The organism is Brevibacterium pityocampae (assembly GCF_039541555.1).
GTDB lineage: Bacteria > Actinomycetota > Actinomycetes > Actinomycetales > Brevibacteriaceae > Brevibacterium > Brevibacterium pityocampae.
The window spans coordinates 1-22,139 of sequence record NZ_BAABGL010000010.1; the positions used below are offsets into that span (position 1 = coordinate 1).

22 protein-coding genes, 1 tRNA gene and 1 pseudogene are annotated in these 22,139 nt (G+C 70.8%); 5 read left to right on the forward strand and 19 right to left on the reverse strand.

The features are described 5' to 3' along the window. Nucleotides 1–44: 44 nt before the first annotated feature. Nucleotides 45–536, forward strand: a pseudogene (locus ABD883_RS13785) (recombinase zinc beta ribbon domain-containing protein); the annotation flags it as partial. Nucleotides 537–1,086: 550 nt separating this feature from the next. Here ABD883_RS13785 and ABD883_RS08175 read toward each other — a convergent pair. Further along, a tRNA-Ala gene (locus ABD883_RS08175) sits at nucleotides 1,087–1,162 on the reverse strand. 173 nt (nucleotides 1,163–1,335) lie between these two features. On the opposite strand from ABD883_RS08175, the gene ABD883_RS08180 reads away from it, so the two are divergent. The 3 genes from ABD883_RS08180 (at nucleotide 1,336) to ABD883_RS08190 (ending at nucleotide 3,515) form a co-directional block, all read left to right on the forward strand. Continuing rightward, complete coding sequence (locus ABD883_RS08180) at nucleotides 1,336–2,256, forward strand: alpha/beta fold hydrolase (protein WP_295688673.1); 921 nt, start codon at nucleotides 1,336–1,338, stop codon at nucleotides 2,254–2,256. Nucleotides 2,257–2,287: 31 nt separating this feature from the next. Beyond that, nucleotides 2,288–2,785, forward strand: coding sequence for a GNAT family N-acetyltransferase (locus tag ABD883_RS08185; protein WP_247619128.1), 498 nt, complete (start codon nucleotides 2,288–2,290; stop codon nucleotides 2,783–2,785). A 91-nt stretch (nucleotides 2,786–2,876) separates the two neighbouring features. Continuing rightward, nucleotides 2,877–3,515 (forward strand): pyridoxal 5'-phosphate synthase, encoded by a 639-nt coding sequence (locus ABD883_RS08190; protein ID WP_295688677.1) that lies wholly within the window; start codon nucleotides 2,877–2,879, stop codon nucleotides 3,513–3,515. Nucleotides 3,516–3,730: 215 nt separating this feature from the next. On the opposite strand, the gene ABD883_RS08195 is transcribed toward ABD883_RS08190, so the two are convergent. From ABD883_RS08195 to ABD883_RS08220, 6 genes are read right to left on the reverse strand one after another with little or no spacing between them, the layout of a single operon-like run. After that, nucleotides 3,731–4,156, reverse strand: coding sequence for a cation:proton antiporter (locus tag ABD883_RS08195; protein WP_137319481.1), 426 nt, complete (start codon nucleotides 4,154–4,156; stop codon nucleotides 3,731–3,733). Beyond that, nucleotides 4,156–4,416: a hypothetical protein gene (locus ABD883_RS08200; protein ID WP_265808583.1), complete on the reverse strand. Its 261-nt coding sequence runs from the start codon at nucleotides 4,414–4,416 to the stop codon at nucleotides 4,156–4,158. Before ABD883_RS08200 ends, ABD883_RS08195 begins: the two co-directional genes overlap by 1 nt. Next, on the reverse strand, nucleotides 4,413–4,868 hold the full coding sequence (locus tag ABD883_RS08205; protein WP_295688680.1) for a Na+/H+ antiporter subunit E: 456 nt from the start codon (nucleotides 4,866–4,868) through the stop codon (nucleotides 4,413–4,415). Before ABD883_RS08205 ends, ABD883_RS08200 begins: the two co-directional genes overlap by 4 nt. Next, nucleotides 4,865–6,382: a monovalent cation/H+ antiporter subunit D family protein gene (locus tag ABD883_RS08210; RefSeq protein ID WP_295688682.1), complete on the reverse strand. Its 1,518-nt coding sequence runs from the start codon at nucleotides 6,380–6,382 to the stop codon at nucleotides 4,865–4,867. The genes ABD883_RS08205 and ABD883_RS08210 overlap by 4 nt, the downstream gene beginning before the upstream one ends. Beyond that, a complete protein-coding gene (locus ABD883_RS08215; RefSeq protein ID WP_137319477.1) occupies nucleotides 6,379–6,711 on the reverse strand; it encodes a sodium:proton antiporter in 333 nt (110 codons plus the stop codon). Before ABD883_RS08215 ends, ABD883_RS08210 begins: the two co-directional genes overlap by 4 nt. Next, complete coding sequence (locus ABD883_RS08220; RefSeq protein ID WP_295688683.1) at nucleotides 6,708–9,758, reverse strand: DUF4040 family protein; 3,051 nt, start codon at nucleotides 9,756–9,758, stop codon at nucleotides 6,708–6,710. Before ABD883_RS08220 ends, ABD883_RS08215 begins: the two co-directional genes overlap by 4 nt. Nucleotides 9,759–9,959: 201 nt before the next feature. On the opposite strand from ABD883_RS08220, the gene ABD883_RS08225 reads away from it, so the two are divergent. Continuing rightward, a complete protein-coding gene (locus tag ABD883_RS08225) occupies nucleotides 9,960–11,057 on the forward strand; it encodes a glycosyltransferase family 4 protein (RefSeq protein WP_295688685.1) in 1,098 nt (365 codons plus the stop codon). A 12-nt stretch (nucleotides 11,058–11,069) separates the two neighbouring features. Here the strand turns inward: ABD883_RS08225 and ABD883_RS08230 are convergent, their stop codons facing one another. The 12 genes from ABD883_RS08230 to malQ form a co-directional block, all read right to left on the reverse strand. Then, nucleotides 11,070–11,690, reverse strand: coding sequence for a histidine phosphatase family protein (locus ABD883_RS08230; protein WP_137319474.1), 621 nt, complete (start codon nucleotides 11,688–11,690; stop codon nucleotides 11,070–11,072). Between the two features lie 3 nt (nucleotides 11,691–11,693). Then, a complete protein-coding gene (gene rsfS, locus ABD883_RS08235) occupies nucleotides 11,694–12,101 on the reverse strand; it encodes a ribosome silencing factor (RefSeq protein ID WP_137319473.1) in 408 nt (135 codons plus the stop codon). Between the two features lie 55 nt (nucleotides 12,102–12,156). After that, nucleotides 12,157–13,539: a hypothetical protein gene (locus ABD883_RS08240; protein WP_295688688.1), complete on the reverse strand. Its 1,383-nt coding sequence runs from the start codon at nucleotides 13,537–13,539 to the stop codon at nucleotides 12,157–12,159. Beyond that, on the reverse strand, nucleotides 13,532–14,137 hold the full coding sequence (gene nadD, locus ABD883_RS08245; protein ID WP_265808577.1) for a nicotinate-nucleotide adenylyltransferase: 606 nt from the start codon (nucleotides 14,135–14,137) through the stop codon (nucleotides 13,532–13,534). The genes ABD883_RS08240 and nadD overlap by 8 nt, the downstream gene beginning before the upstream one ends. Nucleotide 14,138: 1 nt before the next feature. Further along, the gene (locus tag ABD883_RS08250) at nucleotides 14,139–14,297 is read right to left on the reverse strand and encodes a hypothetical protein (protein ID WP_247619137.1); all 159 of its coding nucleotides are present in this window, start codon (nucleotides 14,295–14,297) and stop codon (nucleotides 14,139–14,141) included. Between the two features lie 110 nt (nucleotides 14,298–14,407). Next, nucleotides 14,408–15,709 carry a glutamate-5-semialdehyde dehydrogenase gene (locus tag ABD883_RS08255; protein ID WP_137319470.1) on the reverse strand — a complete coding sequence of 434 codons (1,302 nt, stop codon included), beginning with the start codon at nucleotides 15,707–15,709 and terminating at the stop codon, nucleotides 14,408–14,410. A 12-nt stretch (nucleotides 15,710–15,721) separates the two neighbouring features. Continuing rightward, nucleotides 15,722–16,882: a glutamate 5-kinase gene (gene proB, locus ABD883_RS08260; RefSeq protein WP_295688692.1), complete on the reverse strand. Its 1,161-nt coding sequence runs from the start codon at nucleotides 16,880–16,882 to the stop codon at nucleotides 15,722–15,724. After that, nucleotides 16,879–18,405, reverse strand: a complete 1,527-nt coding sequence (gene obgE, locus ABD883_RS08265) for a GTPase ObgE (RefSeq protein ID WP_295688693.1) — start codon at nucleotides 18,403–18,405, stop codon at nucleotides 16,879–16,881. The genes proB and obgE overlap by 4 nt, the downstream gene beginning before the upstream one ends. A gap of 133 nt (nucleotides 18,406–18,538) precedes the next feature. Then, complete coding sequence (rpmA, locus tag ABD883_RS08270) at nucleotides 18,539–18,790, reverse strand: 50S ribosomal protein L27 (RefSeq protein WP_137319467.1); 252 nt, start codon at nucleotides 18,788–18,790, stop codon at nucleotides 18,539–18,541. A 36-nt stretch (nucleotides 18,791–18,826) separates the two neighbouring features. Then, nucleotides 18,827–19,135 (reverse strand): 50S ribosomal protein L21, encoded by a 309-nt coding sequence (rplU, locus tag ABD883_RS08275; protein ID WP_295688694.1) that lies wholly within the window; start codon nucleotides 19,133–19,135, stop codon nucleotides 18,827–18,829. 218 nt (nucleotides 19,136–19,353) lie between these two features. Further along, complete coding sequence (locus tag ABD883_RS08280; protein ID WP_137319465.1) at nucleotides 19,354–19,659, reverse strand: chorismate mutase; 306 nt, start codon at nucleotides 19,657–19,659, stop codon at nucleotides 19,354–19,356. Continuing rightward, nucleotides 19,649–22,096 (reverse strand): 4-alpha-glucanotransferase, encoded by a 2,448-nt coding sequence (gene malQ / locus ABD883_RS08285; protein ID WP_295688696.1) that lies wholly within the window; start codon nucleotides 22,094–22,096, stop codon nucleotides 19,649–19,651. Before malQ ends, ABD883_RS08280 begins: the two co-directional genes overlap by 11 nt. Nucleotides 22,097–22,139: the final 43 nt, after the last annotated feature.

Sequence of the window (22,139 nt, forward strand, 5' to 3'; positions counted from 1 at the left end):
GGGGTATTTCGACGGGGCCATCAGAGAATCGATGTCCTTTCAGGATGTTTGGCTTACCCTCAATCAAACCAAGGACGATTCACTACGCCACCGGTAACCACTCCACGATCAGCCTGCGTGAGGAGCTGATCGACCGGGGTCTGACGACCGTGCCCACCCCGAAGCGGCCCTCCAAGCCGCCGGTGCTGTCTACGATCCACAAAATGCTCACCAACCCCTACTACAAGGGCAGCGTCCGGTTCCGCGGCGCCAGCTACGACGGCATCCACGAACCCCTGGTCGCGCCCGAGGTCTGGTACCGAGTTCAGGCCGTTCTGAACGCGCATCAGACATCTGGAGAGAAGACTCAATCCCACGACCACTACCTCAAGGGAAGCCTGTACTGCGGGGAGTGCGGGTCCCGGCTGACGCTGACCAACGCCAGGAGCCGCCGCGGGGTCGTCTACCCGTACTTCATGTGCTCCGGCCGGCACGCGAAGCGCACCAACTGCGAGCGCAAGTCCATGTTCGTGCCCGACATCGAAGCCGCCGTCGAGGACCACTACCGACAGGTGCAGATAGCCGAACACGTCGTGACCGCGCTCCGTGAGCTGGTCACCGGCGAGTTCGACCGGCTCCACGCCGTCGCCAAGCAGGAGAGCCAGGCGTACAAGATCGAACGCGACGCGCTCCGCGATGAGCGCACCAAGCTCATGCAGGCCCACTACGCCGGAGCCGTGCCCCTCGACCTGCTCGGCTCCGAGCAGCGTCGCATCGCCCGACGGCTCGTGTTCCTCGATGCGCAGATCAAGGCCGGCGACATCGAGTACGACCAAGCGAAAGCCCACCTGGACGACTGCCTCGCCCTCGCAGGCGACATGCACGCCATCTACATGAGCATCGACGACTCACTACGACGGATCGCCAACCAAGCCTTCTTCGACAAGCTCATCGTCCAAGACGAAGACTCCATCCACGGCGAACCCGGCGTCCCGTTCACCGTGTTCCTCAACCCCGACGTCCAGACCCTCGCCGTCCGTCAACAAGGACGGACGGCGGAGTCTAGAACTCAAACCGGTGATGTCGCTGGTTTGAACAACGACCTTCTGGTGGAGGTAAGGGGATTCGAACCCCTGACCTTCTCCATGCCATGGAGACGCGCTACCAACTGCGCCATACCCCCGAAAGGTGCCTCCCGGAACTCCGGGCGACTCGAACCATAGTACTCAGTCCCGGACCGTTTGCAAAATCGGCGAGGCCGCCGCCGCAGAACCTTCATCGACGACCGCCGGACGGCCCGGTCCACACAGCCCGGCGCCCACCGAGCACCCGGTCGCGCTCGCTAGGCTGGCCCCTATGAGCTGGATCGATTCCTCCCGGGTGGACCTCAACGTGCCGGTGCCCGGCGGCGTCCACCCGACCGCGGTCTGGGAACACCCGGCACGCGCCTCCGCGCCGACGGATCCGGTCACGGCGGCCCGCCCGCTGCTCCTCGTCCACGGCTTCCGCGGCGATCACCACGGCATGGACCTCATCGCCCACCACGTCCGCCGCCGCCCGGTCGTCGTCCCCGACCTCCCCGGCTTCGGGGCGACCGCTCCCCTGCCCGGCGGACTCACCCTCGGCTCCTACGTCGGCTTCCTCGACGGGCTCCTCGGCGTAGTCGAACAGCGGTTCGGCACCCGGCCGCTCGTCGTCGGTCACTCCTTCGGCTCGATCCTCGTCGCCCACCTCGCCGACCGCCTCGCTCGGCAGAACCATCCGCTCGACGCGCTCGCACTCATCAACCCGATCACCTCGCCCGCGCTCGAGGGGCCGTCGCGCCTCGCCTCGCACCTCGCCCGCGTCTACTACGCGCTCTCCGCCCGGCTGCCGGAGCGGGCCGGCGATGCCGTGCTCGGGCACCCGCTCATCGTGCGCGGGATGAGCGAGGTCATGGCGACCACCCGGGACCCCGGTCTGCGCCGCTACATCCACGATCAGCACCGCCGGTACTTCTCGACGTACAGCGACCGGGATTCCCTCGCCCAGGCGTTCGACATGTCCGTGTCCCACACCGCCGCCGAGGCGGCCCCAGCCCTCACCATGCCCGTGCTCGTGATCTCCGGGGGCGCCGATTCGATCGCACCGCCCGCTCCCACCCGCGCCTTCGTCGACGCGCTGCCCGATGCCCGCTCGCATGTGTTCGACGGCGTCGGGCACCTCGTCCACTACGAACGGCCCGAACCCACGGCCCGGCTCCTCGAGGACTTCGCCGACCGGCACCCCGGTCGCTGACCGCGGCTCCGCACCCGGATAGGGTGCCTCCATGGAGGATCCGACCCCGTTCACCGTGGCACAGCCGCGTCCCTCCGACTGGGCGGACCTCGCCCGGATCCACGTGCAGGCCTGGCGGGAGACCTACAGCTCTCTCCTGCCCGCCCGGTTCTTCGGCGATGAGGCCCTGCGGAAGCGGGAGGACATGTGGCGCTCCTCGCTCTCCCACCCTGATGCCGCAGAGCGGATCCGCGTCGCCCGGGTCGACGGGCGCCCGGTGGGTTTCGCGATCCACGGGCCGTCCCGGGACACCCCGCCGGTGCGCCCGCTGGAGCTGTTCACGCTCTACGTCCTCGCCGCTCACCACGGCACCGGAGCAGGCCAGGCGCTGCTCGACTCGGCGATCGGCGATGCGCCGGCTTCCCTGTGGGTCGCTGAGGAGAATCCCCGCGCCCGGCGCTTCTACGCCCGCAACGGGTTCGCCCGGGACGGCGCGCACCGGGTGGAGGACGACCTCGAGGACCTTGCCGAGGTCCGCCTGGTGCGCTGAGCACGAACATCCGGCAGACCCCGCGTGAACACCGCACGCTGCGCCACCGGCACCCGCTGACCGCCGGCAGTCGGTCGTCTACACTGCGAGCATGAAGGAACCGCGCACGCTCAGCGGCGATGCGACGCTGCATCTGCCGGAGTTCGACTCCCCGCCCGCGGACCCGCTCGCCCTGCTCCGACAGTGGATCGGCGACGCAGAGGACCGCGATGTGCGCGAGCCGCACGCCGCCGCCCTCGCCACCGCTGCAGCAGATGGGCGGGTCGCCCTGCGCACGGTGCTCCTCAAGGGGATCGGCGACGACGGGCCGGAGCTGAGCTTCACCGCGCGCAGCCGCAAGGGCGCCCACCTCGCGGCGAACCCGCACGCAGCGCTCAACTTCTACTGGCGCGAGACGCTCCAGCAGATCACCGTCGAGGGAGTGGTGCGCGCGCTCCCCGACGCCGTCTCCGACGCGATCTGGGAGGACCGCCCCCGAGGCGCCCGCGCCACCTCCTCGCACTCCTACCAGAGCGCCGAGCTCACCGAGGAGTCCGCGCTCTCCACGGCCGCGCGGGAGCTCGAGGAGTCCGCGGCGCCGATCCCCCGTCCCGAGCACTGGCATGCCTTCGTCCTCGTACCCGAGCGGATCGAGTTCTGGCACGGCAGCCCCGACCGCCTCCACCGGCGGCTCGAGTACTCGCGCACGGAATCCGGCGCTGCCTGGACCACGCACCGCCTCCAGCCCTGACGCCCGGACGGCGCACGCGCAGCCGTGCGCCACCACCGGTGAATGCAGGGGTTTCTCCGGAGAGCATCTGAATCTCCGCCCAGGGAACCCTGATCAGCGACGATTCGGTCGCCGCGGGCAGAAACTCTCGCATCGGCGGTCAGTGCGACGCCGCCAGGGTGCCAGCAGGGCGCCGGGCGGGTGCCAGGAGGGTGCCCGGGCCCGCAGGGCGCCTCTCAGTGCTCGGAGTCGTCGATATCGAAGTCGGCGAGGGTCGACTCGTACTCGGTGAGGCCGGCGTCCTCGTCCCCGGGCGCCTCGGACAGGCGGTTGGGCGAGGTATGACGCCACACCGGAGCACCCCCGGCGAAGGTCGAGCGCGAGAGCACGTTCGACGCGACCGAGGACACGACGATGAGCGCGAGGAAGCCGGCGACCGCCATGAAGAGGCGGGTGAGGCTGAAACCGTCGTGCCACAGCGTGTAGATGTAGGCGGCGAGCAGGATGAGCGGCATCGCCAGTCCCGTCGCCGGTGAGAACACGTTGATCCGCGACAGCGCATCGTTCGCGCGGAACATCGCGACCGCACAGAGGAGCACGATGGCGCTGCCGGTGATCCCGAAGACCCCGACGAGGGTGATGGCGAGCGTGTCCGGGATCATCAGCGGTGCCCCCTCGTCTGGATGCGGGACAGGGCCACGGTGGCGAGGATGCCGAGCATCGACGACAGGAAGATCACGTCGAGCACGATCGAGAGGTCGACGAGCATCGCGATGAAGGTGAGGATGCCGATCGCGGAGAAGTACACGAGGTCGCCGACGATCGCCCGCGAGCCCATGTCCTTGGCGGTGAGCACCCGGGAGAGGCCCACCACGATCGCCAGCGCGAGCAGGCCGATGCAGATCCACAGCACGATGGTCACTGGGCACTCCTCTCCGTCGATCCGGCTTCACCGGTCGTCCCGGATTCTCCCGGCGAGCCGGCGTCACCGCTCGGCCTCTGGACGGCGGCCCCCCTGCTGATCGGCTCGGGCTTCCGTCCGCGCGTCATGTGCAGCAGCCGGTCCTCCATCTCGTACAGGCCCTCGAGCACGTCCGCCTCGGACTCCCCGAACAGCGCATGGACGAAGAGCGTCGCACGCGACCGCTCGTCCGCCGCTGCCGAGGCGACGACGAGCGTGCCCGGAGTGATGGTGATCGAGGAGGCCATGAGGGTGATCTCGACGTCCGTCTCGCAGCGCAGCGGGAGCTCGACGATCATCGGCCGACCGTACTCCCCGGCCTTGAAGATCCCCGTGAGGACATCGACGGTGCCGGTGACGATCTCCTTGCCGATCCACAGGCTGTAGCCGATCGCCCGGAACGGATTCATCATCGTGTGCGCACCGCCTCGATGTAGGGGACCGTGTGCAGGAGGTCCTCCGCGGCCCGCTCGGTCACCGCGAACAGCAGATCAGGGAACAGGAACAGACCGACGGACAGCGCGATCATCACCGTGCCCGGCAGGAGCAGCCGCGTGCGGATCCGCACGGAGTCCGGCAGCTCGGTGAGCGCGGCGCGCCCGGTGCTCAGCGAGTCCGGGTGGTAGTGCGTCATCGGCTCCCCCCAGAAGGAGTTCGCCCACAGCCGCTGGAGGGCGAGGATGCTGATGAGCGACCCGAGGATCACTGCGCCGATGAGCACGGGGCCGAGCACGGACTCGTCCGCCGCCGAGGCCCGGATGAGCCCGATCTTGCCCCACACGCCGGAGGTCGGGGGCAGGCCGATGAGGGAGAACAGGCCGACCACCATGAGCACGGTCGCCCATTTCTCGCGCCCGGCTACCCCGGAGAGCTTCTTGAACGCGCCCGTGCCGTAGGTCTGCTCGACGGCACCCATGGTCAGCAGCAGTCCCGCCATGGTGATGATGTGGTGGGTGAGGTAGAAGGTGCCGGCGGACAGCGCGGCGGCACTCATGAGGACGACGCCGATGAGGATGTGGCCGACGCCGGACACCATCTGGAAGGCGAGCACGTTGCGCACGCGGATCTCGCCGAACGCGGAGAGCACCGCCAGCAGGATGGTGACGACGACGATGACCGCGACGACCCACGACCAGACCGGGGGCTCGACGAACACCGAGGAGTAGACCCGGTAGATCGCATAGAGCGCGACCTTGGTGTGGAGACCGGAGAACAGCGCCATCATGCCGGCGGAGGTGTTCGGGTAGCTGCGGACGAGCCAGCCGTGCACCGGCGCGGCACCGGCCTTGACGAACAGCGCGGTGAGCACGACGCCGATCGCGAGCTGCCCGGCCGGTGGGATCTCCTCCATCTCCGCGATGAGCGCGAGGTTGACCGTGCCGAGCGAGCCGTAGACGAAGCCGACGCCGATGAGCAGGATCGTCGAGGTCAGGAGGTTGACCATGACGAACATCCGGCCCACCCCGAGCCGCCGCCAGGTGCCGGTCACCGCGATGAGTGCGTAGGACGGCAGCACCATGACCTCGACGAAGACGAAGAGGTTGAAGAGATCACCGGTGAGGATCGCGCCGTACACGCCGGTGAGCATCATGAGGATGAGCGCGGGCATGAATCGGTACTGGTCCTCGCCGGTGGCGATGAGGAACCACGAGCACACGAGCGCGGCGATCGAGGTGACGGTGAGCAGCAGTGCGGCGAAGGTGTCGGACACGAACGGGATCGCCAGTCCGTCCACGAAGCCGCCCACGGAATGCGCGATCACCGGCTCCCGGGTGTGCACCGCGAGCAGGTACAGGCCCGCCGCCGTGATGAGGGCGGGGATGCCGATGAGGAGGATCCGGTCGAGGAGCCGGGAGCGGACGATCGTCGACAGCGCCGAGGCGCCGAGCGGGATCGCGATGATGAGCAGGAGGAGAGCGGAGTTCACTGTTCGCGGGCCTCCCCCGTGTTCGGCGGCGTGTGCTGGTCGTCGTCGTGGCCGAGCACGGCCATCGCGAGCATGAAGATCGTGATCGCGAGCGTGATGACGATCGCGGTGAGCACGAACGCCTGGGGCAGCGGGTCCGCGGCGATCGAGGGGTCGGTGCGCCCTTCGAGCGGCTCGCCGCGCCATGCTGTCACCCCGGAGGCGAGCAGCGCGAAGTTCGCCGCGTGGGAGATCAGCGTGAGTCCGAACACCGCGCGCACCATGGAGCGCTGCAGCAGCAGGTAGACGCCTCCGGCGACGAGGATTCCGACGGTCACTGCGAGGATCATTCGCCACGCTCCTGGTGCTGCTCGCCGGTGGACATGTGCTTCGACCGCACGCCGAGCCGGCTCCTCCGCTGGGGCTTGACGAGCGCACCGGCCTGCGGGCGCTCGCCGCGGGTCGCGTCGAGCGGGCCGTGGAGCTCGCCGTACATCATCTCGTCCGCGCGCTCGCGCGTGCCCTCGAACGGCAGCGCGTCGACGTCGCGCTGCATCTGCCCGTCGGTGAGGACGTCGTCGCCGGCCGGGGTGAACGCCGAGTCCGAGGTGCCGAGCAGGTTGAAGGACACGAGGATGAGTCCTACCACGGCCATGTACACGCCGACGTCGAACAGCAGCGAGGTGGTGAAGTGCTCGCCGAAGATGTACCCGTGGATCGGTTCGAGGAAGGAGCCGGCGAAGATCAGGCCGACGAACCCGGTGAGGACGGCGACCATGACGCCGCCGCCGATGAGGATGAGCGGGGCGCGCGGCGGACCGATCGCGCGGTCCTTCGAGGTCGACATGTAGAGCAGGCCGACGATCGCGGAGCCGACGAGCGCGGCGATGAAGCCGCCGCCGGGCTCGTTGTGGCCGCGCCAGAAGATCAGCGCGGAGGCGATCGCGAGGATCGGGCCGAGGACGCGCACCATGAGCTGCATCGGGATGACGTTGGGCCAGGCGACCATGACGGCGCGATGGGCGACCGAGCCGCGCGGTCGCAGGCTGAGCCACGGGGTGCGCGGCACCTCGGGGATGTCCGCGGCGTGCGGGTCGATGAACTTGTCGCGGACCGAGGACAGCACCGCGACGATCGCGATCCCGGCCATCCCGAGCACGGTGAGCTCGCCGAGCGTATCGAGTGCACGGAACTCCACGAGGATCGTGTTGACGATGTTCGAGCCGCCGCTGATCTCCGGGGCCTCGTGGAGGTAGTAGAGCGCGATCTCGGAGCGCTCCCGGCGACCGGTCATCACCCACACCGCGGTGCCGACGGCGACGCCGACGAACACGGCGAAGATCCCGCGCCGGGTCTGCGTGCGCTTGCGGTACCGCCAGAAGGTGCGCGGGAGCTTCTGCAGGACGAGCATGATGACGATGATCGTCATCGCCTCGACGAGCAGCTGGGTGAGTGTGACGTCGGGGGCGCCGAGCGCCATGATCTGCACGGTCGCAAGGATGCCGACGGCCGACAGCGCGACCGTCGCGGTCATCCGCGAGCGCGCGAAGCACACGGCGAGCACGGAGAAGCCGATGAGGACGAGGAGGACGAGGTCGATCGGGCGCGACAGGTTCGGCTGCACCGGCGGCAGACCGGGGCCGAGCGCGATCGCCAGGGTGCCGCCGAAGATCACGAGGGAGAGCAGTCCGAGGATCGCGCGCACGTGCGGCGCGGCGCGGACCGGGGCGACGAGTCCGCTGGCGCCGCGGCCGGCGGACTCGAGGCCGCGGGTGATGCCGCTGATGACATCGGCGCCGTCGAACGGCAGGCGGGCACGCATGAAGAACGGGAACACCGTGCGGCGGGCGAGGATGATGGCGATGCCGGCGGCGATGATGAGGATCGAGGCGATGAGCTCCGGGGAGATCCCGTGCCACAGCGCGAGGTGCGGGTGGGGGTCGGTGCCGGGCAGTGCGGCAGCGGCCGCGGGGACGACGAGGCGCTCGACCGTCGGGAGCATGAAGGCCAGCGGCACAGAGGCGAGGATCGGCAGCGCTGCGAAGGTGAGCATGACGCCGTCGGTGCGTCCGAGCCGCTCCCGGTCCGGGGCCGGACCGTCGACGAACGCGCCGAACACGACCTTGGCGCAGTAGGCGAAGGTGAGCACGGAGGCCGCGGCCGCGGCGATGAGCGCGGCCCAGCCGGTCCACGCCGCACCCGGCGCCTCGCCGAGTCCCATGAACACGGTCTCCTTCGAGGCGAAGCCGAGCAGCGGCGGGATGCCGGCCATCGAGGCGGTGCCGATGATCGTGACGACGAAGGCGAGCGGGGACACGCGGAAGAGCTGCGGAATCTTCCCGAAGTCGCGGGTGTGGCCGATGTGGTCGACGACGCCGACCATCATGAACAGGCCGGACTTGAACAGGGCATGGGCGATGACGTGGAGCACGGCGGCAGAGAGCGCGAGCTCGGTGCCGACGCCGATCGCGGCGACGATGAGGCCGAGCTGGCTCACCGTCGAGTAGGCCATGAGCTTCTTGAGGTCGACCTGGTTGAGGGCGAACCAGCCGCCGATCGCGGTGGTGATGAGTCCGGCGACGATGAGCACCGCGTTCCAGGCCGGGGTGGAGTGGAAGGCCGGGCTGAACCGGATGAGGAGGAAGATGCCGGCCTTGACGACCGCCGCGGCGTGGAGATAGGCGCTCACCGGAGTGGCGGCGGCCATCGCGTCGGGCAGCCAGGAGTGGAACGGGAACTGCGCGGACTTCGTCATCGCGGCGAGCGCGACGAGCAGTGCGACCGTCGTGGTGAATGCCGGATCGGCGCCCCACACCTCGTCGGTGAGCGCGGCGTGGATCGAGGTCGTGCCGGTGCGGGCGATGATGAAGCCGATCGCCACGAGCAGGCCGAGACCGCCGATGAAGGTGATGAACATCGTGCGCAGCGACGCCGGGTGGGCGGCGGCGCCCGAGCGGGCGATGAGCATGAACGACGCGAGCGAGGTGACCTCCCACGCGATGAAGAGCACGAGCAGGTCGTCGGTGAGGACGAGCACGACCATCGCGAAGGTGAAGGTCGCCATGAGCCAGTAGAAGCTGAGGTTCGGGCCCGGCGACAGGTAGGCCGTCGAGTAGAAGAGCACGAACGCGCCGATGACGAGGGCGATGAGGGTGAAGACCACGCCGATCCCGTCGACCCGGAAGGCCAGGGCGACGTCGAGGCTCGGGACCCATTCCCAGGCGGCTTCGACGGTGCCGCCGGCGAGGACCTCGGTGACAGCGGGCAGGAAGGCCGCGGCCGCGGCCAGATACGCGACTCCCAGCACCCACCCGGCATGGCGTCCGAGCCCGGCGGTGACGAGCGGGGTGAGGACGAGGAGGGCTGCGAGGATGCCCACGGTCACGAGGATCGTCATGTGTCGACGGCTCCCGTCCTGCCACGCGATGCACACGAGGACATCCGGGTCCCGACCATTGACTTCATGGTTGTCGATCCTAGCGAAACTGTACGATCCTCAGCAAAATGGTGAGAGCCGACGGAGAGTCGACAAACCGGTCCGGACGCTCATCGGCTCGGCCCGCCGAGGCATGGGCGCACTCCTCTAGGCTGATGCACCATGAAGCTGTTCTTCGATGCCCGGTTCACCCGCACCGATCGCCACGACGGGATCTCCCGCTACGGCTCGTGCCTGCTCGCCGCACTCCTCGAGGTCACCCGCGGGACCGAGATCGAGGTCATCGCGATCATCCACGACGAGGCGCAGCTCGCGCTGCTGCCCGACACCCCGTACGTCGTCCTCAACCATCCGATGTCCCCGGCCGAGCTGACCATCGCCAAGCGGCTCGACGCCCTGGGTGCCGATGTCGTGTTCTCGACGATGCAGGTGATGGGCTCCTGGGGCCGCGACCACGCGCTCGTCCTCACCCTCCACGACCTCATCTACTACGCGCACCCGCAGCCGCCGGCGGACCTGCCGGCGGTGGTGCGCGGGGCGTGGCGGCTCTACCACCGGGCGTACTGGCCGCAGCGGCTGATGCTCGACCGCGCGGACGCCGTCGCGGTGGTGAGCCGCACGACGGCCCGGCTCGTCGCCGAGCATGCGCTCACCTCGCGGCCGGTGCACGTCGTGCCCAATGCCGTCGCTCCCCCGCCGGAGCTGCCTGCCCGCGCGCCCGGCCACGACGCCCGCTCGCTCGTCTACATGGGGGCGTTCCTCCCCTACAAGAACGTCGAGGCGCTCATCCGCGCGCTCGCGCACCTGCCGGGCTGGACGCTCCACCTGCCGAGCCGGATCACCCCGGCCCGCGAGCGGGAGCTGCGGGCGCTCGTCCCCGACCGGGCGCGCGTCGTGTTCCACCGCGGGGCGAGCGACGAGGAGTATGCCGCGCTCCTCGATTCGGCGACTGCGCTCGTCACGGCCTCGCTCGACGAGGGCTTCGGGCTCCCCGTCGTCGAGGCGATGGCGCGCGGGGTGCCCGTCGCGGTGAGCGAGCTGCCGATCTTCCGGGAGCTCGCCGACGGGGTCGCGGAGTTCTTCGACCCGCACGATCCCGCCGACATCGCGCACGCCGTCTCCGCGCTGTCCGTGCCCGAGGTGTGGGCCGCCCGCGCCCAGGCGGCGCAGGTCAGGGCCGCAGAGTTCTCCTGGGAATCGTCCGCCGAGGTGCTCCTCGACCTCGCCCGCTCCCTCCACGCCGAGCGGACGCGACGCTGATCCGGCGCCGGATCAGGCGATGGCGGCGGGGTCGGAGCTCGCGCCCCAGGAGCGCAGCACCCAGGTGTCGCGGCGCGGGGTGAGCACGCCGTAGCCGCAGTTCGCCATGACGCCGAGGTACCCGGCGCCCTCGCGGCCCAGGCCGAGGAGCTCCTCGGCGGCCCCGCGGAGCACAGCGCCGTGGGCGACGACGGCGAGCGTCTCCTCCGCTCCGGCGCCGGCGACGATCTCGCGGATCGCTGCGACGACGCGGGCCGAGGACTCCCTGCGGCTCTCCCCGCCCGGGGGGCGCATGTCCACGCCGGACTGCCAGGCGGCGAGCTGGTCGGGCCAGATCTCCGCGATCTCCGACCGGGTGCGACCCTGCCATTCCCCGACGGAGATCTCGCGGAGCAGCGGGTCCGCCTCGAGCCCAGCGCCGGTCCGGGCCGCCAGGGCCTGGGCGGTCTCGTAGGCACGGGCGAGGTCGGAGGACACGATCCGGTCGATGCCGGAGCCGGCGAGCGCCTCGGCGGCCGCGCGGGCCTGGGAGCGGCCGAGCTCGTTGAGCGGGATGTCCGCTTGACCCTGGAATCGTCCTTCGGCGTTGTAGTCCGTCTGCCCGTGGCGCAGCAGGATGAGCGAGGCGACCACGGCTCAGGCCTCCGCGGTGCCGCGGGTCTCCGCGGCGTCAGCACCGGCGACGGCAGGCAGGTCGAGGTCGACGACCGGGCAGTCGCTCCACAGCCGCTCGAGGGCGTAGAACTGCCGGTCCTCCTCGGTGAACACGTGGACGACGATGTCGTCGAAGTCGATGAGCACCCAGTTCCCGTCGCCGTTCTCACGCCGCACGCGCTTGACGTCGTGCTCCTTGAGGAGCGCCTCCTCCACGCCGTCGACGATGGCCTTGACCTGGCGCTCGTTGGTCGCGGAGGCGATGACGAAGACGTCGGTGAGCGCGAGCTGGGCGCTGACGTCGAGGCCGACGATGTCGGTCCCGAGCTTGTCGGCGGCGGCTGCGGCGGCGGTGCGGGCGAGTGCGGTGGCTGCGGGAGTGGCCGTCACGCATGTCCTTTCGGGGGCATCGAGGTGCAGAGGGCGGGAGCGAGCGGGTCGGGAATCAGAAGATCAGCAGGAGCGCGATGACGACGAGGACGAGCGCGATCGCCGCAGACACCCCGAGCAGGACGTAGGGCACCTTCGAAGGACGCTCCCCGATGAGGATGTCGCCGTCCTGGCCGGTGACGTTGCGTGCGCTCAGCGGCGACGCGGGAGGGTTCTCGATCTCCTCGCCCACCTCCGCGTTGGGCAGATCCCACACCAGTCCGTCGGACTCGCCGTCCTCGTCGGCGTCGACCGAGGAGATCGGCTGGGTGGGCGGGTGCGCCGCGGCCCGACGCACCTGCTCGTCGTCCGAGGTGTGCTCGGCGGCGGGCCGGGAGACGATCGGCTCCTCGTCCGTCGACGTCGCGGGCCGTGCTCCGGCTCCGGTCTGCGTTCCGCCCGTCTTCGCGGACCCGCTCGGTGCGGTCCGGGCAGCGGGCCCGGCGGTGTCTCGACCGGAGTCGGACCCAGCGGACCCGGACTGCTCCTCGAGCTCGGCGCGGCGGGCGGCGTCCATCGCGGCCTGGGTGCGGGCGAGCGAGGTCGCGCCGGTCACCACCCGGATGCTCTGCGATGTGGGCGGATGCACCACCGGGGTGCGACGGGCGCGGGAGGCCGCCGCGCCGTTCGCCGCGGAGTCGTCCGGCCCGCCGAAGTCGAGTCCGGCCGGGTCTGCGGCAGACGCCGTAGCGGTGCTGATCTGCGGGCGTGCCGCGGCCTGGCGACGGGCGGTGAGATCATGGCCCGCGGTGTCCCGGGCCGGAGCGTCCGGGCGTACGGGGACCGGTTCTTCCGCAGAAGCGGGCGGAGGCGCCGGCGACGGCGCCGCAGGGGGTGCGGCGGGTGCGGACGCAGCGGACGAGTGCTCCGGAGCAGCACCGGGGCCGTTGCGCGGCTCACCGTCCTCCCGAGCGGGCTCGGCATCCTGCTCGCCGCTCGAGGGGCCGTCCTCCGCGTCGACCGGGGGCGGCTCGAGCCCGTGCTCGCGCAGGTAGCGCTTCCGCTCGGCACGAGTGGCGAAGTGCGGGATGTCATCGGCGCCGACGCCGGGCCGACCCGTGCCTCCCGGGAGGTTCCGGAGGTTGACGGAACTCGCTGCGTCGCGCGGAGCGGCCTCTCGCTGGGGGTGGTCCGACGCCAGCGGTCCGCGTTCGTGCCGGTCGGGCTCGAACGGCGTGTCTTCGAAGGCCGGGATCTCCGACTGCGGGGTCAGCGCCGAAGACGCAGACTCCGCGCGGGCGGCCGGAGGCGCCTGCTGGGCCGATGGCTGCTGGGTCGGGGCCTCGGTCCGAGCGGGATCTCCCGGCTGGGGAGAGGACTCCGTCGGTACGGCACCGGCAGCAGCCGCGCGCCGTTCCGCCTCCCGGCGTTCTCTGCGCGTCATGAACTGCTCAGCCATGCTCACTCCTGTACAACTCGTGTTTTGCGATGTACTGTACAACGCCGTCCGGCACGAGGTACCAGACCGGCAGATCGTCCTCCACCCGCGCCCGGCAGTCCGTCGACGAGATCGCCAGAGCCGGGATCTGCAGCAGGCTCAGGCCCTCCGTCGGCAGTCCGTCGACGACGAGCTCGTGGCCAGGTCGGGTCACACCGACGAAATGGGCCATCGAGAACAGCTCGTCGAGGTCCTTCCACGTCATGATCTGCGCCAGGGCATCGGCTCCGGTGATGAAGAACAGCTCGGCGGTCTCCCCGTACTCCGCCCGCAGATCCCGGAGGGTGTCGATGGTGTACGTGTCCCCCGGCCGGTCGACGTCGACGCGCGACACCGTGAAGCGGGGGTTCGACGCCGTCGCGATGACCGTCATGAGGTAGCGGTGCTCAGGCGGCGTCACCTCCCGCATGCTCTTCTGATACGGGCGTCCGGTAGGCACGAAGACGACCTCGTCGAGCGCGAACTTGGCCGCCACCTCGCTGGCGGCGACCAGGTGTCCATGGTGGATCGGGTCGAAGGTGCCGCCCATGACACCGACCCGGCGTGAGGAGAGACTCATATCAGTGGCGGTGCGAGATGCCCTTCCACGACATGGTGATGAACATCAGCAGCATGAGCGCCGCGAACGCGATGAGGCCGAAGAAGATCGGGTGCATCGGCAGGTCCACCACGGTGTGATGGGCCTCTTCGGCCTGGGCCAGCAGGATGGACGTCGTCACGGAGTGCTCCTTGTCTCACGACCGCGTGCGGTCGGGGTGATGGTCCTCAACAGTTTCTCATGCATTGTACGCAGGTGCCCCACGCGCCGTGCCGTGGGACGGGGATCGTGTCAGCCGCGGACCTGCCCGCTGCCGCGCATGATCCACTTGGTGGTGGTGAGCTGGGCCAGTCCCATGGGGCCGCGCGCGTGGAGCTTCTGGGTGGAGATCCCCACCTCCGCCCCGAGCCCGAACTCGCCGCCGTCGGTGAAGCGGGTCGACACGTTGATCCCGACCGCCGCGGAATCGATCGCCGCGACGAACCGCTCCGCCTTGTCGAGCTCGTTGGTCACGATGACCTCGGTGTGCCCCGAGGAGTAGGCGCGGATGTGCTCGATCGCCTCGTCGAGCCCGGCGACGATCTTCACCGCGAGCTCGAGCTGGAGGTACTCCTTGGCCCAGTCGCGGCGTGTCACCCGCTTGGTCCGCATGCCCTCGGGCGCGAACTGCGCGACGTCGGCGTCGGCGTGGACGACGACCCCGGCCTCGTCGAGCCGGGCGAGCAAGCGGGGCAGCACCCGCTTGGCGGCCTTCTCGTGGACGAGCAGGGTCTCGAGCGCGTTGCACACGCTCGGGCGCTGCGTCTTCGAGTTGATGACGAGGTCGCAGGCCATCCCGACCGGCGCGCTCGCGTCGAGGAACATGTGGACATTGCCCACCCCGGTCTCGATGACCGGGACGATCGATTCGCGCACGACTGCGGAGATGAGCTCCGCTCCCCCGCGCGGGATGAGCAGGTCGACGTGGTCGCGCGCCTGCATGAGTACCTTGGCGCCGTCGCGGCCGTACTCGTCGATCCCCTGCACGGCGTCGGCGGGCAGCCCGGTCGAGGCGACCGCGCGGCGCAGCAGCTCGATGAGCAGGGTGTTCGAGGAGCGCGCCGCGGAGCCGCCGCGCAGCACCACCGCGTTGCCGCTCTTGAGTGCGAGCACCGCGATGTCGACGGTGACGTTGGGGCGGGCCTCGTAGATCGCGCCGACGACGCCCATCGGCACGCGCTCCTGCCGCAGCAGGATGCCGTTGGGCAGGGTCCGGCCGAGCACGACGTCGCCCACCGGGTCCGGCAGCGCCACGACCTCGCGCACCGCGGCGGCGACTTCCGCGATCCGCTCGTCGGTGAGGGTGAGCCGGTCGATCATCGCCTCCGGGGTGTCCTTCTTCCGGGCGGTCTCGATGTCCTCGGCGTTCGCGGCCCGGATGTCCTCGGTGTTGTCCTCGAGGATGCGGGCGATCGCCTCGAGCGCGGCGTCCTTCTCCGTCGTGGAGGCGGCGGCGAGCGCGAAGGAGGCGGCCTTGGCCGCGCGCACCGTGCGGGTGACTCCGCGCACGGTCTTCTGGTCGATGTCGGGGGTGGGCGTGGGGATGTCGGTCATAGTGTTGCTTTCCTAGAACACCGCATCCGTGAGGACGAGGTCGTTGCGATGGATGACCTCTTTACGGTAGTCGCCGCCGAACCTGTCGCCAAGTGCGTCGATCGACATCCCGAACATGCCCGGCAGCTCGTGGGAGGCGAAATTCACCATCCCGCGCGCGATGAGGTCCCCGGCCGGATCGCGCACGTCGACAGGGTCCCCTGCCTCGAACTCGCCGCTCACCGCGGTCACTCCGGCGGCCAGCAGCGAGGTGCCGCGCCGCAGCAGCGCGCGCGCCGCCCCGGCGTCGACGTGGACGGAGCCGTGGGTCTCCGCGAGGTGGGCGAGCCACAGCAGGCGGGTCTGGCGCCGCCGGTGGGTGACCCCGAAGTACGTGCCGAGGTCCGCCCCGGCGAGCGCCGCACCGACCTGCGGGGCCGAGGTCAGCACGGTGGGGATGCCGGAGTCGGCGGCCATCGTCGCGGCCTGGACCTTGGTGAGCATGCCGCCGGTCCCGACGCCGGCCTCGCCGACCCCGCCGATCCCCACCGCCGCGAGGTCGTCGGATCCGGCGACGAAGGGCACGTGGACGGCCCCGGGGGTGCCGGGCGGCGCGGTGTAGAGAGCATCGACGTCGGAGAGCAGGACGAGCGCGTCGGCGTGGGCGAGGTGGGCGACGAGCGCGGCGAGCCGGTCGTTGTCGCCGAACCGGATCTCCCGCGTGGCGACGGTGTCGTTCTCGTTGACGATCGGCATGATGCCCAGCGCCAGCAGCCGGTCCACGGCGCGCTGCGCGTTGCGGTAGTGGGAGCGTCGGATGAGGTCGTCAGCGGTGAGCAGCACCTGGCCGGGGACCACCCCGTGCCCGGCCAGGGCATGGGTGTAGGCGGCCATGAGGAGGCTCTGGCCCACGCCCGCCGCGGCCTGCTGGGTGGCGAGGTCCTTGGGGCGCCGGGAGATCCCCATCGGCTCGAGCCCGGCGGCGATCGCGCCGGAGGACACGAGGATGACCTCGTGCCCAGCGGCGCGGTGGGCGGCGAGTGCCGCAGTGAGCGCGTGCAGGTGGGCGTGGTCGAGCCCGCCGGCCACGGAGGTGAGCGAGGACGAGCCGATCTTGACAACGACCCGCTTGGCGCCGGACACCGCCGTACGCACTGCGGCGAGATCGGCCCCCGCCCCGGCCGGAGCGGTCACGCGCCGGACTCCCGGGCGCGCTTCTCCGCGAGGCGCTCGGCCTCGAGCTCGGCGCGCGCCTCGGCCTTGGCATCCATCCGCTCGTGGAAGGCGGCCTTGCGCTCCTTGCGGGAGGCGCGCCCGGTCTCCTCGAGGCGCAGGTCGGTCCCGCGCTGGCCGAGCAGCTCCGCCCCGCCGACCATCGTCGGGTCCCAGTCGAAGACGACACCGGCCCCGGGCCCGATGACCACGGTGGAGCCCGGCACGGCACCGGCCTTGAACAGCTCCTCCTCGACGCCGAGCCGCTCGAGCCGGTCGCCGAGGTAGCCGACGGCCTCGTCGTTGGCGAAGTCGGTCTGCACGATCCAGCGCTCGGGCTTGTCGCCGAGGATCCGGAACACCGGCCCGTCGGCGGTCTCCTCGACCGTCACGCGGAAGCCGGCGTCGTCGACGGCCCGGGGCCGGATGACGATCCGTTCGGGCACGGCGGGCTCGGCCTCGCGGCGGGCGCGCTCGGCGGCGACGAGCTCGGCCATCGCGAAGGACAGCTCGCGCAGGCCGCGGTGGGACACGGCGGACACGTCGAACACGCGGTAGCCGGCGGCCTCGAGGTCGGCGCGGACGATATCGGCGAGGTCCTGCCCGTCGGGGATGTCGATCTTGTTGAGCGCGACGAGGGTGGGGCGCTCGGTGAGCGGGAGCAGGTCGCCGCCGTCATGGGCGATGTCGACGGCGTACTGCGCGAGCTCGGCCTCGATCGTCGCGAGGTCGGACACCGGGTCGCGGCCGGGCTCCCACGTCGCCATGTCGATGACGTGGACGAGTGCGGCGCAGCGCTCGACGTGGCGGAGGAACTCGAGTCCCAGGCCGCGGCCCTCGGATGCGCCCGGGATGAGTCCCGGGACGTCGGCGACGGTGAAGCGGACGTCCCCGGCCTCGACGACGCCGAGGTTGGGGACGAGCGTGGTGAACGGGTACTCCGCGATCTTGGGTCGGGCGGCGGACAGCGCGGCGATGAGGCTCGACTTCCCGGCCGACGGGAAGCCGATGAGCGCGATGTCCGCGACGGACTTGAGCTCGAGCACGAGGTCGCGGGTCTCGCCGGGCTCGCCGAGGAGGGCGAATCCCGGGGCCTTGCGCTTGGTCGAGGCGAGGGCGGCGTTGCCGAGCCCCCCGCGCCCACCGGCGGCGGCGACGAACTCCGTGCCGGGCTCGACGAGGTCGGCGATGACCTCGCCGGCGGTGCTCTTGACCACGGTGCCCACCGGCACCGGGAGCACCAGGGTCTCGCCGTCGGCGCCGTGGCGCAGATCGCCCTTGCCGATCCCGCCGTTGGGGGCGGAGCGGTGCGGGCTGCGGTGGTAGGGCAGCAGGGTGGTCGTCTGGTCGTCGACGAGGAGCACCACGTCGCCGCCGTCGCCCCCGTTCGCACCGTCCGGGCCGCCGAGCGGCTTGAACTTCTCCCGGCGGATCGAGGCGCAGCCGTTGCCGCCGTCGCCTGCGGAGACGTGCAGGGTGACGCGATCGATGAACTCCGTGGCCATGGCCGTCCTTTGCGTTCGGAGGGTGCGGGTACGGGAATGGGGCGAGCCCAGCGGGCTCACCCCATCCACGTGCGGAACGTGCTCAGCGGGCGCGTGCCCGCGAGCCGACCGGTGCTGCCGGTCGCTCGGCGTCTCAGCCGGCGATGATGTTGACGACCTTGCGGCCGCTCTTGGCACCGAACTCCACGGTGCCCGCCGCGAGGGCGAAGAGGGTGTCGTCGCCGCCGCGGCCGACGTTCTGACCGGGGTGGAAACGGGTGCCGCGCTGCCGGACGAGGATCTCACCGGCGCTGACGACCTGGCCGCCGAAGCGCTTCACTCCGAGGCGCTTGGCGTTGGAGTCACGACCGTTGCGAGTCGAGCTCGCTCCCTTTTTAGTTGCCATGGTTATTCTCCTGCGAAAGAAAAGTCGGTGTCGGTCTTACTTGATGTCGGTGATCTTGAGGCGGGTGAGGTCCTGACGATGGCCCTGCCGCTTCTTGTACCCGGTCTTGTTCTTGTACTTCTGGATCACGATCTTCGGACCGCGGAGCTCGTCGACGACCTCGGCGGAGACCTTCACCTGGGCGAGCTTGTCCGCGTCATGGATGACGGTGTCGCCGTCCACGTGCAGAACAGCGGCGAGCTCGACGGTGTCGCCTGCGGCCGCCTTCATACGGTTGACAGTGATGATGTCGCCGACGCTGACCTTCTCCTGATGGCCGCCGGCACGGACGATGGCGTAGACCATGTCGAACCTCTTCTCATGTGTTCTGCGCGGACAGCTCCGGGCTGCTCACGTCTGCTGTGACGGCAGCTCTCCCTTGGCCGAACGGGACCCGGGCGCCTGCCCATGATCCGCGCTGCCCATTGGAAGGAAGAACCCACCGTGGCGCTTGTGCACCGACGCACCATCGTACCGTCGTTCCGACCCCGGGGACAAATCGCACAGCGGGCGCGGCGGCGGTCTCAGCGCCCGTCGCGGTGCTCTTCGGCGATCCGCTCGTGATGGCGGATCACCTCGGCGACGATGAACGCGAGGAACTTCTCCGCGAACTCGGGGTCGAGGTTGGCCTCCGCGGCGAGCCGACGCAGCCGCTCGACCTGCCGTGACTCCCGGGCCGGGTCGGCGGCGGGCAGGTCGTGGCGCGCCTTGAGCTCGCCCACCCGCTCGGTGAGCTTGAAGCGCTCGGCGAGGATGTGGAGGAGGGCGGCGTCGACGTTGTCGATGCTGCCGCGCAGGCGGGCGAGCTCGGCGGGGATCTCAGCGCTCATCGTCGTCCTCGGTGTCGGGTGCGGTGGTGGCGGCGTCCGACGGCCGCGTCCCGGACTCCGCGACGGCTGCGGGCTCGGGTCCGACAGGCCGCTCCTCGTCCATGGTAGCGGGGGCCACCGGCCGGTCCGCGGCGACCTCGTGGGCGGAGGCGTTCATGATCCGGGCGATGACCGGCAGCCGGTCCCCGCCGTCGAGGTCGTCGAGCACCACCGGCGCGCCGGTGCCGTCGGTGAGCGGCAGCGTCCAGTTGGGGTACTCCTCGGAGGTGCCCGGTTTGTTCTGCGCCCGCGTCTCCCCCACGACATCGGCGAGCGCGACCCCGACGAGCTGGGCCGAGGTGCGGGCGAGGTAGGCGTGGAGGCCCACCGTCACCGGCCACACGTCGTCGATCGTGCCCACCATGGTGTCGGTCGGCTCGAGGTCGCCGGCCTCCGCGATGGTCTTGAGGGCGTCCTGCCGGTTGCTGCGCTCCCCGGTGTAGACCTCGCGGGGGTCGGCATCGAGCAGCCCGAGCTCCTCGGACAGCTCGATGTCGGCGAGGTTGAGGTACCCGGCGGTCGGATGCATGTCGTGGGTGTTGAGGGTTGCCAGGCTGAGCGAGCGGTAATCCCGGGGGTCGGTGAGTCCGGACTCGGTCTGCTCGAACCACAGCACCGAGGTGCCGAGCACCCCCAGCTCCGTGAGCCGCTCGCGCACCCCGGGGCCGACGGTGCCGAGGTCCTCGCCGATGACGAGCACGCCGGCCCGGTGCGCCTCGAGCGCGAGCACGGCGAGGATCGCCTCGGAGTCGTAGGAGACGTAGGCGCCGTCCTTGGCAGCGTTGCCGCGCGGCACCCACCACAGTCGGAACAGGCCCATGATGTGGTCGATGCGGATGCCGCCGGCACCGGTGAAGGCGGTGCGGAACAGGTCGCGCAGCGGGGCGTAGCCGGCGTCGGCGAGACGCCGAGGGTGCCACGGCGGCTGCGACCAGTCCTGGCCCTGCTGGTTGTAGAAGTCGGCGGGCGCACCGACGGTGGCATCGGTGGCGAGGAACGCGTCGAGGGTCCAGGAGTCGGCCCCGCCCGCGGACACGCCGACGGCGAGGTCGGTGACGAGACCGATCCGCATCCCGAGCTCGCGCGCGGTGCGCTGGGCCCGGCGCAGCTGCTCGGCGGCGATGAACTGCGTCCACATCCAGAACTCGATGTCCCCGGCGTGCTCGGCCTCGAACTCGCGCACCGCCTCGGCGCGCGGACCGGTCATCTCCTGCGGCCAGGCGACGCCGGTGGCGAGGATGCGCACCGTGTCCTTCCCGGAGCGTGCGCTGTCCTTCTGCAGGGACTTCGCGGCGCGCTTCGCCTTCGCCCCGCCGCTGCTCGCGTGGCGGTAGATCGCGTTGAAGACCGCCCAGTCGCGCATCCCCTGCGGTGCGCGCTCGACGAAACGGCGGAACTTCGCCCGACGGGCGGCGCCCACGGGGACCTTGTAGAGGAGCTCGAGGGCGGCGATCTTGTCCGCGATGATCCGGTCGCGGTCGATCGGATCGGCGGTGATCGCCGGCTTCCCCCAGCGCCGGGCGAGCGACTGGATCGCCAGCCGCTGGTCGGTGTCGATGTAGGCGGCCTCGGGGACGTCCTCGATCCGGATGTAGATCGGGTCGATCGCCTGGCGGCTCGACGGGAGGTACGGGGAGTTCTCCACCGGCGGCACCGGCGCCTGCGCATGGATGGGGTTGATGAGCACGAAGTCCGCGCCCTGTTCGGCACTGATCGCCATGAGGTCGCGGAGGTCGCCGAAATCGCCGGTCCCCCACGAGATGCGCGAGCGCAGCGAGTAGAGCTGCACGGTGATCCCCCAGGGACGACGGTGGCTGTCGGATGCCGCCATCGCGGCGGCGGTGACGTCCTCGACGGTGGGGACGGTGCGCGGAGCGACGATGAACGGCATGGTGTCCGCGCGGTGACCGCTCGTCAGGGTGATCGTGTGCTCGCCGAGCGGCAGGTCGGCGGGGATCGCCACCGTGCGCACCTGTCGCAGCACCGGCGCGCCCTCGGTCATCACGGTGCGCGTCTCCGTCACCGGCCCAACCTCGGTGAGCGGGACGCGGGTACCGGACTCGGTCATGAGCGACAGGCCGAAGCGCTCCCCCTCCGGCAGGGTGAACGGGATCCGCGCGGAGTCTCCGGCGAACTGGTGGGCGAACGCCGGCAGGGGCCGCGCGAAGCGCGCGTCGTCGAGGGCACGGAGCCCGTCCTCGACCTGCGCACGCGTCTCGCAGCGCGCACCGAGCGCGGTGAGCACGGCGGCGAGCGTGCGGTCGGGGATCTGCACGGTCTCGCCCTCGGCGGAGCGGTACTCGGGCTGGACGCCGAGCGCCTGTGCGAGCCGGTGGAGGGGCCCGGTCATGTCGGTGACGAAATGGGGCGCTGCGGATGAGGAGGACTGCTCTGCCATGCTCCCAGCTTAGTCGGACGGCGGGGCGATCCGGTGCGCGCAC

Excerpts from the sequence above, each read along its gene's own strand:
- ABD883_RS08180 (WP_295688673.1), top strand. The coding sequence starts at position 1,336 with ATGAGCTGGATCGATTCCTCCCGGGTGGACCTCAACGTGCCGGTGCCC.
- ABD883_RS08185 (WP_247619128.1), top strand. The coding sequence starts at position 2,288 with ATGGAGGATCCGACCCCGTTCACCGTGGCACAGCCGCGTCCCTCCGAC.
- ABD883_RS08190 (WP_295688677.1), top strand. The coding sequence starts at position 2,877 with ATGAAGGAACCGCGCACGCTCAGCGGCGATGCGACGCTGCATCTGCCG.
- ABD883_RS08195 (WP_137319481.1), bottom strand. The coding sequence starts at position 4,156 with ATGATCCCGGACACGCTCGCCATCACCCTCGTCGGGGTCTTCGGGATC.
- ABD883_RS08205 (WP_295688680.1), bottom strand. The coding sequence starts at position 4,868 with ATGATGAATCCGTTCCGGGCGATCGGCTACAGCCTGTGGATCGGCAAG.
- ABD883_RS08215 (WP_137319477.1), bottom strand. The coding sequence starts at position 6,711 with ATGATCCTCGCAGTGACCGTCGGAATCCTCGTCGCCGGAGGCGTCTAC.
- ABD883_RS08220 (WP_295688683.1), bottom strand. The coding sequence starts at position 9,758 with ATGACGATCCTCGTGACCGTGGGCATCCTCGCAGCCCTCCTCGTCCTC.
- ABD883_RS08225 (WP_295688685.1), top strand. The coding sequence starts at position 9,960 with ATGAAGCTGTTCTTCGATGCCCGGTTCACCCGCACCGATCGCCACGAC.
- ABD883_RS08240 (WP_295688688.1), bottom strand. The coding sequence starts at position 13,539 with ATGGCTGAGCAGTTCATGACGCGCAGAGAACGCCGGGAGGCGGAACGG.
- nadD (WP_265808577.1), bottom strand. The coding sequence starts at position 14,137 with ATGAGTCTCTCCTCACGCCGGGTCGGTGTCATGGGCGGCACCTTCGAC.
- ABD883_RS08255 (WP_137319470.1), bottom strand. The coding sequence starts at position 15,709 with ATGACCGACATCCCCACGCCCACCCCCGACATCGACCAGAAGACCGTG.
- obgE (WP_295688693.1), bottom strand. The coding sequence starts at position 18,405 with ATGGCCACGGAGTTCATCGATCGCGTCACCCTGCACGTCTCCGCAGGC.
- rpmA (WP_137319467.1), bottom strand. The coding sequence starts at position 18,790 with ATGGCAACTAAAAAGGGAGCGAGCTCGACTCGCAACGGTCGTGACTCC.
- rplU (WP_295688694.1), bottom strand. The coding sequence starts at position 19,135 with ATGGTCTACGCCATCGTCCGTGCCGGCGGCCATCAGGAGAAGGTCAGC.
- ABD883_RS08280 (WP_137319465.1), bottom strand. The coding sequence starts at position 19,659 with ATGAGCGCTGAGATCCCCGCCGAGCTCGCCCGCCTGCGCGGCAGCATC.
- malQ (WP_295688696.1), bottom strand. The coding sequence starts at position 22,096 with ATGGCAGAGCAGTCCTCCTCATCCGCAGCGCCCCATTTCGTCACCGAC.